This window comes from Streptomyces sp. NPDC001532 (genome assembly GCF_040298625.1).
GTDB lineage: Bacteria > Actinomycetota > Actinomycetes > Streptomycetales > Streptomycetaceae > Streptomyces.
The window spans coordinates 184374-200799 of record NZ_JBEPAL010000008.1 but is presented as its reverse complement, the minus strand read 5'-3'; the positions used below and the strand labels follow the sequence as shown (position 1 = coordinate 200799).

Sequence of the window (16426 nt, the reverse complement as noted above, 5' to 3'; positions counted from 1 at the left end):
CGACGTCTTCGGCGCGTGGTACGCCGTCGGCCTGGCAGGTTCATGTTTCTGAACACCGATCATGTACGCGCGTCTTGACGCGTTCACAGCAAGCGCTTACCGTCCCGTCGACAGCCAGTTCCCGGCGCCGCGGCGGCACCCGCACGCACGACCGGTTCACGCACTCGAACGCTCCGCCGCAGGTTGCCGTACAACCCCTGGAGACGCCCCGATGCACCCGAGAGCAGTCGTCCGACCCGTCCTCCCCGTCCTCGCGTCCGCCGGCCTGCTGGCCGGCGCGCTCGTCGCACTCTCCGGCACCACAGCCCAGGCCGCGACCGTCCGCTACGAGGCGGAGACCTCGCCGGCGGTGTGCACCGGCACCGTCGAATCCGACTGGGCGGGATACTCCGGCAGCGGCTTCTGCAACGGCACCAACGCCACTGGCGCGTACGCCCAGTTCACCGTGAACGCCCCCGCCGCCGGTACGGCCGCCCTGCGGATCCGCTTCGCCAACGGCACCACCTCCGCGCGCGCCGCCACCCTCACCGTGAACGGCGCCGCGGCGACCTCGCAGACCTTCGAGTCCACCGGCACCTGGGACGGCTGGACGACGAAGACGCTCACCGTGAGCCTGGCCGCGGGCGGCAACACCGTCCGCCTCAGCCCCACCACCTCCGGCGGTCTGCCCAACATCGACTACATCGAGGTCGAGACCAGCGGCGACACCACCCCGCCGCCGACCGGCACCACCCTGTACGTCGCCCCGAACGGCACCGACGGCGCGGCCGGCACCCAGACCGCCCCGACCACGCTCACCTCGGCGATCAGCCGGATCACCCCCGGCGGCACCATCTACGTCCGCGGCGGCACCTACGCGTACGCGCAGACCGTCACCATCCCGCCGACCAACAACGGCACCGCGAGCGCCCGCACCAAGCTGACGGCGTACCCCGGCGAGAAGCCGGTCCTGAACTTCTCCGCGCAGGCGGAGGACCCGGCCAACCGCGGCCTCGCCCTCAACGGCTCGTACTGGCACGTCCAGGGCCTGACCGTGGAACGCGCCGGCGACAACGGCATCTTCGTCGGCGGCAGCAACAACGTCATCGAGCGCACGGTGACCCGGTACAACCGGGACACGGGCCTTCAGCTCTCCCGGATGGCCTCCACGACCCCCGCCTCCCAGTGGCCGTCCAACAACCTCATCCTCAGCGCCGAGTCCCACGACAACGCCGACTCCGACGGCGAGGACGCGGACGGCTTCGCCGCGAAGCTGACCTCCGGGCCCGGCAACGTCTTCCGGTACGCCGTCGCCCACAACAACATCGACGACGGCTGGGACCTCTACACCAAGCCCGACACCGGCCCCATCGGCGCCGTCACCATCGAGGACTCCCTCGCCTACGAGAACGGCACCCTCAGCGACGGCTCCCAGGCCGGCGCCGGCGACCGCAACGGCTACAAGCTGGGCGGTGAGGACATCGCCGTCAACCACGTGGTCCGCCGGTCCATCGCCTACGACAACGGCAAGCACGGCTTCACGTACAACAGCAACCCGGGCTCGATGACCGTCTCCGACAACGTGAGCGTCGACAACGCCCAGCGCAACTTCAACTTCGACGCCGGCACGTCGGTGTTCCGGGGCAACACCTCCTGCCGCAGCTCCAGCGGCACGAACGACCGCATCATCGGCAACGCCGACGCCACCAACCAGTTCTGGTCCGGCACCAACGGCTCCCGCTGCGCCTCCTACACCGGCGCCCTGGGCTGGTCCTACGCCTCGGACGGCCGGCTGGTGGTGACGTTCGGCGGCAAGCAGGTCACCCTGTGACGGCCGAACGGACGCCACCCGCGTGACGACGAGGGCGGCGGGGCGTTTCCCAGGGCATGCGAAAGATCATCACGTGCGGCCTGCTGGCCGCCACCGCGGCCCTGGCCACCTCGTCCCCCGCCTTCGCCGACAACGACAGCAACTTCGGCGGCGGCGTGAACGCCGCCGACAACTGGAACTTCACCGCCGCCGCCGTCTGCCTCATGGAGGTCGCCGTCGTGCCCGTCCTCGGCGACTGGGTCTCCGACCACACGAACAACTGCTCCAACGGCAATGTCATCGACCACACCGGAACCGCCGTCCGGTCCCTGCTCAGCCCCTGAGACCGCCGCCCGGCTGCCGCAAGGCGCCCAGGACCCAGCGCATCTGCTTGTGGTGGGTCACCACCAGCACCGGTACCCCCTCGTCCCGGCACTCCAGGACGAGGGCCCGGCCGCCGTAGTACGGGAACTCGGGGTCCGTCCGGTAGGGCGGGCGGACCCTGACGGGGGTGAGGGTGGCGGGCGCCGGGCGGCGGTAGGAGACGCCGGACGGGTCGGGGGTCTCCGCCAGCCCGGAGGGGCCGGCGACCAGGAATCCGCCGCCGCGGGCGTACGGCACCTCACCGACGAGCGCCCCGGGGAAGACCCGGTCGGTGGTGGGCACGGACGCCGTCACGGCGACGGTGTCGTCGCCGCGCTCCCGCCGCCGGGCGAGGAGCACGCCCGCCCAGGAGCCCGCCGCGACCACCGGCAGGGCCACGCCGACGGCCCGGAAGGCCGCGGCGGGACGGTCGGTGCCGCCGGGCGCGAGCGCCCCGACCGCGGTGAGCACGCACACGCCGACCAGGGGCGCGCCCAGCTGCCAGGAGTAGGCCCGGCGGGCGGTCCGCGCCCGCCGGCTCCACCAGGCCACGGTCGCCGCGGTGCCCGCGGTGTAGAGGCCGAGGCCGAGTCCCCAGGCGCAGTACGGCCGCCAGTCGTCGCGCGGGTCGGCGGTCGTGAACCGGCGTCCGTCCGGGAAGCCGACGTACCGGATCTGGTCCCGCCAGTAGGTGACGTCGACGCGCTGCCCGGCACGCGCGGCGGGGTTCTCCCCCGGCACGCCCGGCAGCCGGGTGCGGCTGTGCGTCCCGTCCGCCTCGTCGAGGTACAGCCAGTACGAGGCCGACCGGCGGCCCGACACCTCGTCGATCCCCTCGATCCGCGCGGCGGCCGTACGCAGGCAGTCGTCGCCCCGCTCGCCCGGCGCGCACGCCTCCGCCGCGCGGAAGGCACGCGCGTCGTCGAGCGCGCCGCGCATCGGGAACAGCAGCAGCCAGGCCGAGGCCAGCAGGCCGACGACGCCGATCGCCGTGGCGGCACGCCGGTGCGCGAAGGTCCTGGACGGGCGGGTGGGTGTCTGCGTCACGCGTCCATACTGCGGGGCGGGAGGCGGGGGGTCACCGGCGCCCCCGCGCCTCTTTCCGTCACCGGTGGGCCGCCGGGGCCGCCGTGCCCGCGTCCGCGCCCGCCGTCTCCGAGCGGAAGCCGTGTCCGAGTTCCGGGGTCAGGCCGTGGTAGTGGCGGAAGTTGTAGACCAGGGGGCTCCAGGCCGCGGGGTCCACGTGGTCGGTGCCGGGGACGACGATCGCCGGGTCGGCGTGGACCCGGGTCACCGCGCACTCCACGACGCGGAAGTGGCCGTCGGGACCGCCGGGGTGGTTCGCGCGGACGGTGGCCTCCAGTTGGAGGGGGCACTCGGCGACGCGCGGCGGCCGGACCGTCCGAGCGGGCTGCGGGGTGAGCCCGGCGGCGGCGAACTTGTCGGGCTCGTGGCGGTACACGGCCCGCTTCCCCGGCGGAACCGGGTCGGCGCCGGTGAGCGGGGCGAGGGCCTCCACCGAGCGCCACATGCCGGGCGACGGCAGGCTGATCACCAGCTCCGGACGCGCGGCGAGGTTCTCCGCCGTACGGCTCTCCCCGCCGATGCCGAGGACCACGGTGTGGCCCAGCGCCCACACGGAGGAGACCGGGGCGAGATTGGGGCTGCCGTCGGGGTTGACGGTGGTCAGCAGGGCGACCGGGGTGCCGAAGTAGAGGATGCTCGGGGATATCCGGACGTGGCGGCCGGCCCCCGTTCCGTGCGAGGTGCTCATGGCCGGAACGCTAGGCGCCCGACGCTTCGGCGACGGCCGAAGCGTACGGTCCCCACCATGGCGGACATGACCGAGACCACGCCGCCCGACGGCGTCATCGACAGCCCCGACCTGGCGTCCCTCGCCGGGCTGCTCGCCGACGCCACCAGGGCCGCGATGTGCCTGGCCCTGCTGGACGGGCGGGCGTGGACCGCGACCGAGCTGGCCCGGCACACCGGGGTCGCCGCGTCCACCGCGACGGAGCATCTGCACCGGCTCGTCGCGGGCGGGCTGCTGACGGAGGAGCGGCGCGGACGGCACCGGTACGTGCGGCTGGCCGGGCCGGACACCGCCGAGATGATCGAGAGTCTCGCCTCGCACGCCCCGCTGCGGCCGGCCCGGGTCCGCTCGCTGCGCGACGCGCACCGCCGGCGCGCCCTGGCCCACGCCCGCACCTGCTACGACCATCTCGCGGGCACGGTGGCCGTCGCCATCACGGACGCGATGACCGAACGGGCCCTGCTCGCCTGGGACTACGGCCCGTCCCTGACCGCTGAGGGGCGGCGGTGGCTGCGCGGCCTCGGCGTCGGCGGGCCCGCCGGTCCCGTGTCGTACCGCGCGCATGTCCGCACCTGCCTCGACTGGACCGAGCGGCGCGAGCATCTGGCGGGCGCCGTGGGCGCGGCGCTCTTCCGGCACGCGCTGGACCACGGCTGGGTGGCGGCGCGGGGCACGACCCGGGTGGTCACGGTCACGGACGCGGGGCGGGACGCGCTGCGCGAGCGGCTGGGCCTGCCGGAGTCGGTGCTGCTGCCGCCCGCGGGCTGACCGGGTTCAGTCGAGGTCCGCCAGCCCGGCCGCCCGGTCCTCCTCGTCCCAGGTGACGCGCTGGACCCGGACCACCGCGTCCCGGTCCAGGGGTCCGAACACATGGGGGAACAGGGTGCCTTCGGGGACACCGGGCGGGGGTGCGGGTGCGGCGGCCTCGTGGACGCAGCGGGCGGTGAGGCGCGCCTCGTCGATGTGCAGGGCCAGCAGGGGCCGGGGCGCGGTGCGGTAGAAGGCGTTGACGACGGCCAGGGCGACCTCCTCGTCGGGCGCGCAGTGCACGAAGCCCTCCTCGGCCAGGGAGGCGGGCGCGTAGGGGCGCTCGGGCTCGGCGTTCCAGTCGGCGCTCGGTACGACGTGATAGATCATGGCCCGGTTATATCGCACATATGTCCTGTACCGACCGCTCCGTCCGTACCGTCCGTTGCCATGTGAACCGCCGGTCGTTGGTCTCTTCACGCATTGTCTGCGCTGATCGCGCCGAAGAACGGAGGCCCCCGTGCGCATGACCGACCTCCAGCGCTGCGAGATCCGACCCGGACGGCTGGTGGAGTGGGCGCTGCATCCGGCGGCCGTCGCGGCGGCCGGAGCCCTGCCGGACGACTCCCGTCCGCCCGCCTATGTGCAGGAGTCCCATCTGCGCACCTCCCGGTCGATACGCCGGGACGGGCTGTTCGTGCCGACCTGGCTCGGCACGGCGTTCGACGTGCCGGGGCCGGTCGACCTGGACGCGCTCCAGGAGGCGCTGCGCGGCTGGACGCTGCGGCACGAGACGCTGCGCAGCGGCTTCCGCTGGTGCGGGGAGGAGATGCGGCGGTTCACGCTGGACGCCGAGGCGGTCGCCCTGCACCGCGAGGACATCGGGCACTTCGCCGACGCGGCGGTGCTCACCCGGTATCTGCGGGATCGTTTCGATGTCGCGGCGGACGCGCTGACCTGGCCGAACTTCCTGTTCGCGGCGGTCGTCCGGGACGACGGGGCGAGCCTGTACATGGCGTTCGACCACAGCAACGTCGACGCGTACTCCATCCACCGCATCGCCGCCGAGGTGCACGAGCTGTACGCCGCGGCCCTCGCCGGCCGCCCGGCCGACGAGGCCCCGGCCGCCAGCTACATCGACTTCTGCGCGGCGGAACGCGACGACGCCGACCGGATCGACGACTCCCACGAGATCGTCGCGCGCTGGCGGGAGTTCATCGCCCGCTGCGACGGCCGGCTGCCGAACTTCCCCGTCGACCTCGGCCTCGACCCCGAGGGCCCGCTGCCCGAGCAGAAGTTCCTGCACGAGATGCTGGTCGACGACACGGACGCGGCGGCCTTCGAGGCCTACTGCCGTCCCTACGGCGGCAGTCTGGTCGGTGTGCTGGCGGCCACCGCGCTCGCCACCCACGAGATGACCGGGCTGGACGTGTACCGCACGGTGGTGCCGTTCCACACCCGCGCGACCTCCCGCTGGGCCGAGTCGGTCGGCTGGTACGTGGGCGGCGCGCCGGTGGAGATCCCGGTGGCGCAGGCGCCCGACTTCGACCGCGCGCTGGAGCTGGCCCGCACCGCCCTGCGGCACAACCGGCAGCTGGCCCGGATGCCGCTGGCGCGCGTGCTGCACCTGCTGGGCGCCGACTTCCGGCCCACCTCGCCCGACCTCTACTCGATCGTGTCGTACGTCGACACCCGCGGCACCGCCGGCTCCGAGCGCTGGCAGGAGCTGAAGGCGTACGGGCTGATCCGGGTCTCCTACGGCGACCAGGTGTGCCTGTGGGTCACCCGGCTGCACGAGGGCCTTCAGTTCGCCTGCCGCTACCCGGACACCGACAGCGCGCACAAGAGCCTGCGGCGGTACGTGGAGCGGCTGCGGGAGCTGATCGTGTCGGCGGCGCGGGAGGGAACCGGAGGGGCGGGGCGGCACGGGGCCGGGCTCACGGCGCGGGCGGCGGTGACCGCCCCGCCGTGAGCCGCCGCCGGGTGTCCCGGCGCACCGGACGCCGGCCGGATGCTCGCCGGATGCTCGCCGGACGGTGACCGGACGCCCGCCGGACGCCGACCGGATGCCCGGCGCACAGGCGTCAGCGTCGGGGCGCCGGGGGCCGGCCGGGCCGGGGCGCCGGGAGTCGGCCGGGCCGGGGCGCCGGGGGTCGGCCGGGGCGGTGCGCCGCCCCGTAGTCCAGGCGGCGGGCCGTCTCGACCAGGGAGTCGAGGGGGTCCGGCCGGCGGAAGGGGCGCGCGAGGCGGCGTAAGGGGCGCGAGAACCGTACGCACCCTTTCGCCATGGTTCGCCACCCCTTCCGCCACTTCGGAAGATCTACCAGCATGAGCACCCCTGTTCCGGAACCCGGAGGTGCACCATGCGAGGCGCCCAGAGACGGGCCGAGGAATGGCTCTCCGCCGCGGCGGCGGACCCACGGGCCTGCAAGCGGCAGTGGACCGGCGAGAGCGGGACAGCCATGCTGGCCTGCGGACGGTTCTGGGATGTGCTGACCGTCCCGGAGGACCTGGGCGTCCTCGCCCTGGACGCGCTGCTCTGCGTCCCGCAGCCGCCCGGCCCCGCGCTCGCCGACACCGGGGCCCGCCGGGTCGGCTTCTTCCTGCCGCCGGATCCGCACGGCCGGTGGATCGGCCCCGACATCCGGTACGCCGGCAGCGGCTCCTGGATCGCCGTACCCGCGCCGCACCGGGCCGCCGGACGGCTGCGCTGGCTGGTGCCGCCCGACGGCACCGGGGCGCTGTTCGTGCCCGCTGCCGTCGAACTCGCCCTCCAGCAGGCCCTCGGCACGCTGTCGGCGCTGGCCGACGCGCGGGGCCGGTGCCCGATGTGCGGATGCGCCGGCGGCGGCCGGACCAGCGCCGCGGACGCGGTCGGCGGCGACACCGTGCTGCGGGGGTGAGCGCGGGGGCCGTGGGGGTGGGGGCGGGAGTGCCCGTGGCGTGCCATGTCCGGTGGAACGCGGCCCCGGCCCGGGCGGTGCGCCCGCGGTGCCGCATCGCCCGCATCGGATGAGCCGGGGTCCCCCGATCGGGGCCATGCGATGACCGCACAAGCCGACCGCGCCCCCGGCGGACGCTCAGGCGCGCTGCCCCCGCGGCCGGTACACCGCCAGCGCCCAGATCACGAAGAAGTCGATGCCGACCATGATCAGGGACCAGAGCGGGGCGTACGGCAGGAAGAGGAACTGGGCGATCAGGCTGAGCGAGGCCAGCACGATGCCGGTGGCGCGGGCCCAGGCGGCGCCCTTGAGGATGCCGGCGCCGGTGACCGCGCAGACCACGCCGAGGACGAGCAGGATCCAGCCCCAGCCGGTGAGGCTGACCTCGTACACGTAGTCGCCGAGCCGGGCGTACACGTCGTCCTCGGCGATCGCGGCGATGCCCTGGAGGATCGCGAGGATGCCGTGCACGAGCAGCAGGACGCCGGCGAAGACGGTGCCGCCGGACGCCCAGCCGTCCTCCGCGGGCCGGGGGCCGCGGCCGGGCGTCGGGCCGGTGCCCTGGTGGGAGGGGTCCCACACCGGCTGCTCGGTGGAATGCGGCTGCTGGGTCATGGCCGTACCTCTGTCTCCGTCGGTTCCGTCCGGGCGGTGATGCCTCTCGACGATCCGCCGGGCCGACCGCCCCCACCAGGCGGAACCCTCCGTTCGGGTGACCCGGCATGCGGGTCGGCTCGAACAAGCCTTCACTGGAGGCAGGACCCGCAGGGTGGGAGGCAGCATGACCGGGCACTCCAGGACCTGGGCCGCGCTGACGGTGACGACGGCCGTCGCCGCGCTCGCGCTCAGCGGCTGCTCCGACGACAGCCCCGACAGCCCCGCCGACTCGGCCAGCGCCGCGGCCTCCGCCGTCGAGTCCGCCGCCTCACGCGCCGGTGACGTGGTGGCGTCGGCGACCGCCGAGGCGGGACGCCGGCTGGACGACATCACCGGTGGCCTCGACGTGCGCGGCGATGTCACGCTCGGCCGGCCCGACACCGCCGGTGACGGGCGGACCACCGTGCCGCTCACCGCGCGCAACACCGCGGACTCGACCAAGTCGTTCGCCGTGCAGGTCGACTTCACCGACCAGGACGGCAACGTGCTCGACACGGTCCTGCTCACCGTCCGCGACGTCCCCGCCGACGGCACCGGCACCGCCACCGCCCGCAGCCACCGCGACCTGACCGGCGAGGTGAAGGCCGTGGTGGCCCGGGCCGTGCGGATCTGACCTAGTCGAGCCAGACGGTGGTGTCCGCCGCCAGCACCCCCCGCTCCCGCAACGGCGCGCTGCTCAGCAGCGGCTCACCCGGCGGCAGGGGCACCGGCCGGCCGGAGAGGTTGGCCACGCACCGCCAGCCGTCCGAGCGGGCGAACGCGAGCACGCCTTCGGGGACGTCCTCCAGCCAGGTCAGCGTCTCCCCGTCCAGCAGCTTGCGGCGCAGCTTCAGCGCCGAGCGGTACAGCTCCAGCGTCGAGCCCTCGACCCCGTCCTGCGCCTCGACGGCGTACTCGGCGAACGTCTCCGGCTGCGGCAGCCAGGCGCCGCCCGCGCCGAAGCCGTACGACGGCCCGGTCGTCGTCCACGGCAGCGGCACCCGGCAGCCGTCGCGGCCCTTGCGGACATGGCCGGTCTGCTCCCAGATGGGGTCCTGGAGCACGGCGGTGGGCAGGTCGGCGACCTCGGGCAGGCCCAGTTCCTCGCCCTGGTAGAGGTACGACGACCCGGGCAGCGCCAGCATCAGCAGGGTCGCGGCGCGGGCCCGGCGCAGTCCGGCGGCGAGGTCGACGGCCGGTGCGTGGCCGCCGGACAGCAGCCAGGCGTCCAGGTCGGTGCCGGGCGGCAGCATCAGCCGGCAGGCGTGCCGTACGACGTCGTGGTTGGACAGCACCCAGGTGGCGGAGGCCCCGGCGGCGTGGGCGGTGGCCAGCGACTCGGTGATGACGCGGCGCAGCTCACCGGCGTCCCAGGGCGTCTTCAGATACTCGAAGTTGAAGGCCTGGCCCAGCTCGTCCGGGCGGGCGTACAGCGCGCGGCGGGTGCCGGGCACCCAGGCCTCGGCGACGGCCATGCGGGGCGGGGAGTAGGCGTCGAGGATCTTCCGCCAGTCGCGGTAGATCTCGTGGACCTCGTCGCGGTCGAAGAAGGGGTGGGTGCCGGGCGCGAACTCGGTCAGGTACTCCTCGTCGCTCAGTTCGGGTGCGCCGAGGTCGCGCAGCGGCTCGCTCAGGTCCTTGGCGAGGGCGTGCGCGACATCGACGCGGAAGCCGTCGACGCCGCGGTCGGACCAGAACTTCAGGGTGGTGCGGAAGTCGGCGCGGACCTCCTCGTTCTCCCAGTTGAGGTCGGGCTGTTCGGGGGCGAACAGGTGCAGGTACCACTGGCCGTCGGGCACCCGCTGCCAGGCGCTGCCGCCGAAGACGGACTGCCAGTCGGTGGGCGGGAGTTCGCCGCCGGGGCCGCGGCCGTCGCGGAAGACGTACCGGTCGCGGGCGGCGGAGCCGGGTCCGGCGCGCAACGCCTCCTGGAACCAGACGTGCTGGTGGGAGCTGTGGTTGGGGACGAGGTCGACGATGACCTTCAGGCCGAGCCGGTGGGCCTCGGCGGCCATCGCGTCGAAGTCGTCGAGGCTGCCGAGGCGCGGGTCGACGTCCCGGTAGTCGGCGACGTCGTAGCCGCCGTCGGCCAGTTCGGACGGGTAGAAGGGGCTGAGCCACAGGGCGTCCACGCCGAGTCCGGCCAGGTGGGTGAGGCGCTGGGTGACGCCCTTGAGGTCGCCGAGCCCGTCCCCGTCGGCGTCGGCGAAGCTGCGGGGATAGACCTGGTAGATGACGGCCTGGCGCCACCAGTCGGGGTTCTTGGAGGAGAGGTCGGGCACGCGGTCTCCTTCGTGGCATCGCGGGCGTTGCGGGTGACAGGAAGATGACTGTCCACATCGCCGGAAAAGCGAACATTCCTTGCGCCGCAGCGGGGTGTCAGGGGAATTGACAGTCCTTCCGGCGGGACCGAACATGTGCTCACGCCGTACCGCGCTGACCAGCGAGCACGGCGTTCTTCACGACCATTCGAGGGGCCGCCTCTCCATTGCCGCGGCCTCCCTCACCCATGCACACGCAAGATGGGAAACACATGTCCATAGCGAGACGTGTCACCGCGCGCCGCCTGCTGGGGACGGGCGCCGCGACGCTCGCCCTGTGCACCGCCACCGTCGCCGCCGCCTCCGGCGCCTGGGCGCACGGCACACCCGGCGGCGACGGCTGGAAGTCGGGCGGCCAGTACCAGCCCGGCACCGGCGCCGGCACCGAGACCGGTACCGACCGCTGCCAGTTCTCCCTCGACGGGACCGCTTTCCAGGACTCGGTGAAGGTCGACGACCAGAGCCTGAAGCCGACCGGCGACGGCAAGGTGCACATCACGGTGCGCGCCGCCGAGGACGCCACCACCTGCACCGCCTCGCTCGCCTCCTACCTCGCCCACGGGCCGAGCTTCGCCACCTCCGGCGAGCAGGTCTTCGTCGACTTCGACACGGTGACGGTCCGCCAGGGCGCCACCGACACCCTCGACATCGCGGTGCCGGACGCCGGCTGCTTCGCGCAGATCGACCTCTACCGGGGTGCCGTGAAGTTCGACGGCAGGCTCGACGCGAACGACGGCCTGGTCCACGGCGAGCTGCCGGCGGGCCCGGACCGCCCGGTCATCAAGGACAAGCTGATCGCGGCCTGGAACGGCGGCACCAAGGACTGCGCGGTGTCGGAGTCGCCGGAGTCGCCGGAGCCGTCCTCCCCCGAGGCGACCGAGCCGTCGTCGCCGCAGCCGTCCTCCCCGGAGCCGTCGGCGACCGAGCCCGGCAGCCCCGAGCCGTCCGTTCCGGCGCCGAGCGAGTCCGCTCCGGGCGAGGCGACCACGGCCCCGGCGCCCGCCTCCTCGCAGCCGGGCGCGACGCCGAACGGCGGCGGCGAGGACCTCGCGGAGACCGGTGGCGGCGGCAACACCGGCGTCATCGCCGGCGGCGCGGCGGTGCTGCTGGCCGGTGGCGCGGCGATCGTGCTGGCGACGCGCCGGAAGCGCGCGGCGCGCTCCTGACGGTCCGTCCGCCCCGCCCTCCGGCTACCCGGCGGGCGGGGCGGTGACCGTCTCCAGGTACAGCTTCACGAACCGGTCCACGTCCACGTCCAACGCCACGTCGAGCAGGGCCGGTTCGCGGCCCTCGCCGTGGATCTCGGACTCGCCCGGCCGGGGGCGGCGGTCGACGACGGTCTGGCCGCGGGTGGGGCCCGGGGCGAGGGAGACCTCGACCGGCAGCAGCTCGGTGGTGATAGCGGCCGGGTCGGCGACCGCGCACACCGCGCCCGCGTCGCCGATGCCGCCGCCCGGGTCGTCGCCGTCCTCCTCGGGCGTGGCCGGGCGGTGGGCGAGCAGTTCGCCGGCGAGGCGGGCGCCGGGCTCGGTGCTCGCCCGCAGCCGCCGGACGTCGGGGCCGGGGACGACGACCCGCCGGAAGACGTCCAGGCCGTACATGGTGATCGGCACTCCGGCGGTGAGCAGCACCGCCGCCGCCTCCGGGTCGTGCCAGACGTTGAACTCGGCGACCGGTGTGGCGTTCCCGCAGGCCACCGCGCCGCCCATGAACACGATCCGCTCGATGTTGCGGGTGACGTCCGGGTGGGTGCGCAGCAGCAGGGCGATGTTGGTGAGCGGGGCCGTGGGGACGAGGGTGACCGGGCGGGGCGAGGCCAGGATCTCGCGGCGCAGCAGGGTCACGGCGTCCACGTCCGCCGGGGCGCGGGTGGGGGCGGGCAGGCCGAGGTCGCCCATCCCGTCCTCGCCGTGCACATGGCGGGCCGAGCGCGGGTCCTCGATCAGCGGCCGCTCGGCGCCGCGGGCGACCGGGACGTGGGGGGCGCCGGCCTGTTCCAGCACGGTGAGGGTGTTGCGTACGACGCCGTCCACGTCGGTGTTCCCGGCGACGCAGGTGACCGCGCGCAGGTCGAGACCCGGGTGGCGGGCGGCGAACAGCAGGGCCAAGGCGTCGTCGACGCCGGTGTCGCAGTCGATGATCACGGGGACGGGCCGACCGGGCACGGGACGCTCCTTCCGTCTGCGACGAACCCTATGCCGCTTCCCCCGACCCGGCACCGCACCCGGCCGCCCGCTCCACGAGCCCTTGGTGCCGACGCTCCATCTCGGTGATCACCCGGACGGCCCGGCTCGGTGGTGACCGGGGGCGCGGGGTGGTGCCGTGGACGTACCACCGTCGGCAAGCCGTCCGCTGTCCCTGGAGCCACCTGCGATGACCCGCACCCGCCTCGCCGTCTCCGCCCTCGCCGTGGGGACGCTCCTCACCGGCGCCGCGTGCTCCGCGATCGTGCAGGAGCGGCCGCCGAAGCCCTCGGCGTCACGAGCGGCCTCCTCGCCCGCCGGTGCCGCCTCCTCCTCCCCGTCCCCGGCCGCGCCGCCCGCCCTCACCGACGCCCAGGCGCAGGCCGCCCTGATCACCGAGGCGGACCTGGGCGACCCGTGGGCGCCGTCGCAGGGCGCGGCGACCTGGCGGGACGGCTTCCTCAAGGCGCGGGCGGCGCAGGGCGCGGCGCCGGACTGCCAGCGGCTGCTGGACGCGCTCTACTCCGACGAGCTGCTCGCCGCGCCCGCCCGCGCGGTGATCGGGCTGGACGACCTCGCCGACGGGGCCCAGCTGCGCTACCAGGTCACCGAGCAGCGCCCGGCGGCCGTGGACCGGTCCCTGGAGTGGATGCGGACGCTGCCGAAGCGGTGCGCGGCGTTCTCCGCCACCACCGCCGGAGGCACCCGGCAGCAGGTGGAGGTGGCCGACGCCCCGCTCCCGGAGGTGGGGGACGCCCGCCAGGGCCTGCGGGTGACGGTGCTGGCGGAGCACGGGGAGGAGGAGTACGCGCTCACCCTGGACGTGGTGGCGGTCCGGGTCGGCGAGGACGCGTTCACGCTGACCAACGGCGGATTGGGCGACGTCTGGCCCGAGGTCACGGCGGCGGCGACGGAGCTGGGCGCCCAGCGGCTGACGGAGGTGCGCAGGCAGGGCCGGGTGCAGGTGTGAGCGGCGGGTGACAGGGCCAGGGCCTGTCCGACCATTCGCATCTGCCGCGCGACGCCCCCTAGGCGCGGTCGAACTGCTCGCGCCGGGCGACCACGTCGTGGGCCGTGTCCCGGACGGTGCGGCCGTGCGCGAAGGCCCGCGCCCGCAGCCGGGCCATCGCCTCGTCGGAGCCGACGCGCAGCCGGGCCATGATCATGCCGATCGCCTGGAACACCTGGTCGTGGCCGCGGGCCAGCTCGGTCAGCCAGGTGCCGTCCCGCTGCTCGCCGTACTCGTCGGCGCACGGCAGGTACATCAGCGCCACGGTCGTCACGGTGGCCAGCAGGTGCGCGGTGTGCAGCTCGTGCGGGGCGAGGGTGCCGGGGGCGCGCCGGTACAGGTCGAGCGTGCCGACGCAGCCGGCGTCGTCGCCGAGCGGCAGCGCGTACACCGCGCGGACCCCGGCCGCGGTGGCCTGCTGGGCGAAGACCGGCCAGCGGGCGGCGTCCCGCGCGCCCGCGGTCAGATCGACGGCGAGCACGTCCGCGCCGGTGCGGAAGGCGTGCATGCAGGGCCCGTCACCGAGCGTGGCCTGGATCTCCATCAGCTCGGCCGCCAGGTCGTCCCCGGCGCTCAGCGGCACCGGCATCCCGTCCCCGCACAGGGAGACGCTCGCGCAGCTGACCGGCAGCAGCCGCGCCGCGGCCTGGCACAGCCGGCGTGGCACGTCTACGGGGCCCACTCCGCGCACCGACTCCGCGATCACGTCGGCGGCCCATGCCCGGTCCTGCTCGTTCCTGGGCCGCACGGTCACTCCTTCCGCCGCCACCGCCCCATGTGAACGACGCCCGACTACCCGACCGGGGTGTGCCGAAACGGACCGCTAGCGGGTCCGGACCGGCTCCACACCGGATTCCCGCTCCACGCCCGGTCCCCGCTCCACGCCCGGTCCCCGCTCCACGCCAGGTCCCCGCTCCACGCCAGGTCCGCGCTCCACGCCAGGTCCCCGCTCCGCCCCCGTCGCCTCGGCGGGGCCGGCGTTCGCGGCGGTGATCAGGGCGGTCGCGGCGACGACGGCGGCGGCGAAGGCTCTGGCGTAGCGGGTGGAGGCGGGGGTGGGGATGAAGGCTCGGCCGGGGTGGGCGGCGGGACGTCCGGGCACGGCAACCTCGCAACAAGCAGCGGATTAAGCGGGCTTACTTCTGGCCTTATCTTCTTCCAACCTAGGGGGTGCGCACTTCAACGGGAAGAGCGTTCCCGCCAGTTGACACTGGCATGATGAGCGCATGGCGAAGCGCGACGACCCGCAGACCATCGGGCGCAGGGTGCAGCGGCTGCGGCGGGAACGCGGGCTGACCCAGCGGCAACTGGCCGAACCGGTCTACACCCCCGCCTACATCTCCACCCTGGAGGCCGGCCGCGTCCGCCCCTCCGACGACGCCCTGCGCCACCTCGCCGGCCGCCTCGGCGTCGCCTTCGACGAGCTGGCCACCGGCCGCCCCGCCCACCTCGCCACCGACCTGCGGCTGCGGCTGACCGAGGCGCAGCGCACCCTCGCCACCGGAGCGGCCGAGGAGGCGGCCGCCCAGTACGCCGCCCTGCTCGCCGAGGCCGACACGCACGGCCTCACCGAGGCCCGGTACACCGCCCTGCTCGGCCTCGGCGACTGCGCCCTCGACACCGGCGACCTCAGCACCGCCCGCCGGCACTTCGAACACGCCGAGCAGGTCCTCGCCGACGCCCCGCTGCCCGCCCGCGTCCCCGCCCTGCGCGGCCGGGCCGTCGCCCACTACCTCGCCGGCGAGCTGCGCTACGCCGTCTACCTGCTGGAAACCGCCCTGGACGAGCTGAACCGCGGCGGTCTGCACGACCCCGACGCGCTGCTCCTCCTCTACGCCAGCGTCATCGGCCCCTACATGGACATGGGCGCCCACGTCCGCGCCGCCCAGGCCGCCGAGTTCGCCCTCGCCCTCGCCCCGCAGGCCGCCGACCCCGCCCTGGTCGCCCGGATGCACCGCTCCGTCGCCCGCACCCTGCTCGCCGAGGGCCGTATCGCCGAGGCCGACGCCTCCCTCGCCAAGGCGGCGGAGATGTACCGCCAGCTCCAGCTCCGCACCGAGCTGGCCAACTGCCACTGGATGCGCGGCTACGTCCACGCGCAGAACGGCGACCTGGAGCGCGCCGAGGCCGCGCTGCGCCTGGCGCAGACCATGCTCTCCGCCACGCGCGCCGACCTGTACAGCAGCCAGGTCGCCGTCGAGCTCGCCGACGTGCTGCACCGGCGCGGCAAGTCCGACGAGGCCGCCGGCCTCCTCCAGGGCGTCCTCGGCGACCTCTCCTCGGAGCGCGGCGCCGTCCACGCCGCCGCCGCCCACCGTCTGCTCGGCCGGATCGCCGAGGCCGCCCGCGACACCGAGGCGGCGGAGGAGCACTACGTGCGCGCCCTCAGCCTGCTGGAACGTGCCGGGGCCGCCGGCGACCTCGCCGACCTGTGCCGTCTCCTCGGCGACCTGCTGCGCCGCACCGGCCGGGTCGAGGCCGCCCTCGACGCCTACCGCACCGGACTGGGCCACCGCACCGCCCCCGGCACCACCACGCTCGGCCCGGCCCCCGCACAGCCGCCTCTCTGACCGCGCAGGGCTCCCGCACAGCCGCACCGGCTAGCCTTCCGACGGCAGCGGCT

17 protein-coding genes are annotated in these 16426 nt (G+C 74.8%); 9 read left to right on the top strand and 8 right to left on the bottom strand.

The window, feature by feature from the left end; all coding sequences use genetic code 11:
- Window positions 1-211: 211 nt before the first annotated feature.
- Together ABT232_RS10915 and ABT232_RS10910 are read left to right on the top strand one after the other, a co-directional pair.
- Window positions 212-1810 (top strand): right-handed parallel beta-helix repeat-containing protein, encoded by a 1599-nt coding sequence (locus ABT232_RS10915; protein ID WP_351838838.1) that lies wholly within the window; start codon window positions 212-214, stop codon window positions 1808-1810.
- 56 nt (window positions 1811-1866) lie between these two features.
- A complete protein-coding gene (locus tag ABT232_RS10910) occupies window positions 1867-2133 on the top strand; it encodes a hypothetical protein (protein WP_351838836.1) in 267 nt (88 codons plus the stop codon).
- Here the strand turns inward: ABT232_RS10910 and ABT232_RS10905 are convergent.
- Both ABT232_RS10905 and ABT232_RS10900 read right to left on the bottom strand, forming a co-directional pair.
- On the bottom strand, window positions 2123-3199 hold the full coding sequence (locus ABT232_RS10905; RefSeq protein ID WP_351838834.1) for a hypothetical protein: 1077 nt from the start codon (window positions 3197-3199) through the stop codon (window positions 2123-2125). The genes ABT232_RS10910 and ABT232_RS10905 overlap by 11 nt on opposite strands.
- Before the next feature lie 58 nt (window positions 3200-3257).
- Entirely contained in the window at window positions 3258-3926 is a 669-nt protein-coding gene (locus tag ABT232_RS10900) for a flavin reductase family protein (protein ID WP_351838832.1), read from the bottom strand.
- 57 nt (window positions 3927-3983) lie between these two features.
- Between ABT232_RS10900 and ABT232_RS10895 the strand changes: the two genes are divergently transcribed.
- Window positions 3984-4733 (top strand): helix-turn-helix domain-containing protein, encoded by a 750-nt coding sequence (locus ABT232_RS10895; protein ID WP_351838830.1) that lies wholly within the window; start codon window positions 3984-3986, stop codon window positions 4731-4733.
- A 6-nt stretch (window positions 4734-4739) separates the two neighbouring features.
- Here the strand turns inward: ABT232_RS10895 and ABT232_RS10890 are convergent, their stop codons facing one another.
- Window positions 4740-5102 carry a DUF952 domain-containing protein gene (locus ABT232_RS10890; protein ID WP_351838828.1) on the bottom strand — a complete coding sequence of 121 codons (363 nt, stop codon included), beginning with the start codon at window positions 5100-5102 and terminating at the stop codon, window positions 4740-4742.
- A gap of 136 nt (window positions 5103-5238) precedes the next feature.
- Between ABT232_RS10890 and ABT232_RS10885 the strand changes: the two genes are divergently transcribed.
- Together ABT232_RS10885 and ABT232_RS10880 are read left to right on the top strand one after the other, a co-directional pair.
- Entirely contained in the window at window positions 5239-6684 is a 1446-nt protein-coding gene (locus ABT232_RS10885; protein ID WP_351838907.1) for a condensation domain-containing protein, read from the top strand.
- Between the two features lie 391 nt (window positions 6685-7075).
- Window positions 7076-7615, top strand: a complete 540-nt coding sequence (locus ABT232_RS10880; protein WP_351838826.1) for a hypothetical protein — start codon at window positions 7076-7078, stop codon at window positions 7613-7615.
- A gap of 177 nt (window positions 7616-7792) precedes the next feature.
- On the opposite strand, the gene ABT232_RS10875 is transcribed toward ABT232_RS10880, so the two are convergent.
- Window positions 7793-8269 carry a DUF7144 family membrane protein gene (locus tag ABT232_RS10875; protein ID WP_351838824.1) on the bottom strand — a complete coding sequence of 159 codons (477 nt, stop codon included), beginning with the start codon at window positions 8267-8269 and terminating at the stop codon, window positions 7793-7795.
- A gap of 166 nt (window positions 8270-8435) precedes the next feature.
- On the opposite strand from ABT232_RS10875, the gene ABT232_RS10870 reads away from it, so the two are divergent.
- Window positions 8436-8924 (top strand): hypothetical protein, encoded by a 489-nt coding sequence (locus ABT232_RS10870; RefSeq protein WP_351838822.1) that lies wholly within the window; start codon window positions 8436-8438, stop codon window positions 8922-8924.
- Window position 8925: 1 nt separating this feature from the next.
- On the opposite strand, the gene ABT232_RS10865 is transcribed toward ABT232_RS10870, so the two are convergent.
- Window positions 8926-10572 carry a glycoside hydrolase family 13 protein gene (locus ABT232_RS10865; RefSeq protein WP_351838820.1) on the bottom strand — a complete coding sequence of 549 codons (1647 nt, stop codon included), beginning with the start codon at window positions 10570-10572 and terminating at the stop codon, window positions 8926-8928.
- Between the two features lie 251 nt (window positions 10573-10823).
- Here ABT232_RS10865 and ABT232_RS10860 point away from each other — a divergent pair, with 251 nt between their 5' ends.
- A complete protein-coding gene (locus ABT232_RS10860) occupies window positions 10824-11777 on the top strand; it encodes an LAETG motif-containing sortase-dependent surface protein (protein ID WP_351838818.1) in 954 nt (317 codons plus the stop codon).
- A gap of 24 nt (window positions 11778-11801) precedes the next feature.
- Here ABT232_RS10860 and ABT232_RS10855 read toward each other — a convergent pair whose 3' ends face one another.
- The gene (locus ABT232_RS10855) at window positions 11802-12776 is read right to left on the bottom strand and encodes a nucleoside hydrolase (protein WP_351838817.1); all 975 of its coding nucleotides are present in this window, start codon (window positions 12774-12776) and stop codon (window positions 11802-11804) included.
- Window positions 12777-12984: 208 nt separating this feature from the next.
- On the opposite strand from ABT232_RS10855, the gene ABT232_RS10850 reads away from it, so the two are divergent.
- Window positions 12985-13764, top strand: a complete 780-nt coding sequence (locus tag ABT232_RS10850; RefSeq protein WP_351838815.1) for a hypothetical protein — start codon at window positions 12985-12987, stop codon at window positions 13762-13764.
- Window positions 13765-13822: 58 nt separating this feature from the next.
- Here ABT232_RS10850 and ABT232_RS10845 read toward each other — a convergent pair whose 3' ends face one another.
- Both ABT232_RS10845 and ABT232_RS10840 read right to left on the bottom strand, forming a co-directional pair.
- Window positions 13823-14551: a GAF and ANTAR domain-containing protein gene (locus ABT232_RS10845; protein WP_351838813.1), complete on the bottom strand. Its 729-nt coding sequence runs from the start codon at window positions 14549-14551 to the stop codon at window positions 13823-13825.
- A gap of 75 nt (window positions 14552-14626) precedes the next feature.
- Entirely contained in the window at window positions 14627-14905 is a 279-nt protein-coding gene (locus ABT232_RS10840) for a hypothetical protein (protein ID WP_351838812.1), read from the bottom strand.
- Window positions 14906-15029: 124 nt separating this feature from the next.
- Between ABT232_RS10840 and ABT232_RS10835 the strand changes: the two genes are divergently transcribed.
- On the top strand, window positions 15030-16373 hold the full coding sequence (locus ABT232_RS10835; protein ID WP_351838810.1) for a helix-turn-helix domain-containing protein: 1344 nt from the start codon (window positions 15030-15032) through the stop codon (window positions 16371-16373).
- The last annotated feature ends 53 nt before the right edge of the window (window positions 16374-16426 follow it).

Coding starts and splice junctions, on each gene's coding strand:
- ABT232_RS10915 (WP_351838838.1), top strand. CDS start 212: ATGCACCCGAGAGCAGTCGTCCGACCCGTCCTCCCCGTCCTCGCGTCC.
- ABT232_RS10910 (WP_351838836.1), top strand. CDS start 1,867: ATGCGAAAGATCATCACGTGCGGCCTGCTGGCCGCCACCGCGGCCCTG.
- ABT232_RS10900 (WP_351838832.1), bottom strand. CDS start 3,926: ATGAGCACCTCGCACGGAACGGGGGCCGGCCGCCACGTCCGGATATCC.
- ABT232_RS10895 (WP_351838830.1), top strand. CDS start 3,984: ATGGCGGACATGACCGAGACCACGCCGCCCGACGGCGTCATCGACAGC.
- ABT232_RS10890 (WP_351838828.1), bottom strand. CDS start 5,102: ATGATCTATCACGTCGTACCGAGCGCCGACTGGAACGCCGAGCCCGAG.
- ABT232_RS10885 (WP_351838907.1), top strand. CDS start 5,239: ATGACCGACCTCCAGCGCTGCGAGATCCGACCCGGACGGCTGGTGGAG.
- ABT232_RS10880 (WP_351838826.1), top strand. CDS start 7,076: ATGCGAGGCGCCCAGAGACGGGCCGAGGAATGGCTCTCCGCCGCGGCG.
- ABT232_RS10875 (WP_351838824.1), bottom strand. CDS start 8,269: ATGACCCAGCAGCCGCATTCCACCGAGCAGCCGGTGTGGGACCCCTCC.
- ABT232_RS10870 (WP_351838822.1), top strand. CDS start 8,436: ATGACCGGGCACTCCAGGACCTGGGCCGCGCTGACGGTGACGACGGCC.
- ABT232_RS10860 (WP_351838818.1), top strand. CDS start 10,824: ATGTCCATAGCGAGACGTGTCACCGCGCGCCGCCTGCTGGGGACGGGC.
- ABT232_RS10850 (WP_351838815.1), top strand. CDS start 12,985: ATGACCCGCACCCGCCTCGCCGTCTCCGCCCTCGCCGTGGGGACGCTC.
- ABT232_RS10835 (WP_351838810.1), top strand. CDS start 15,030: ATGGCGAAGCGCGACGACCCGCAGACCATCGGGCGCAGGGTGCAGCGG.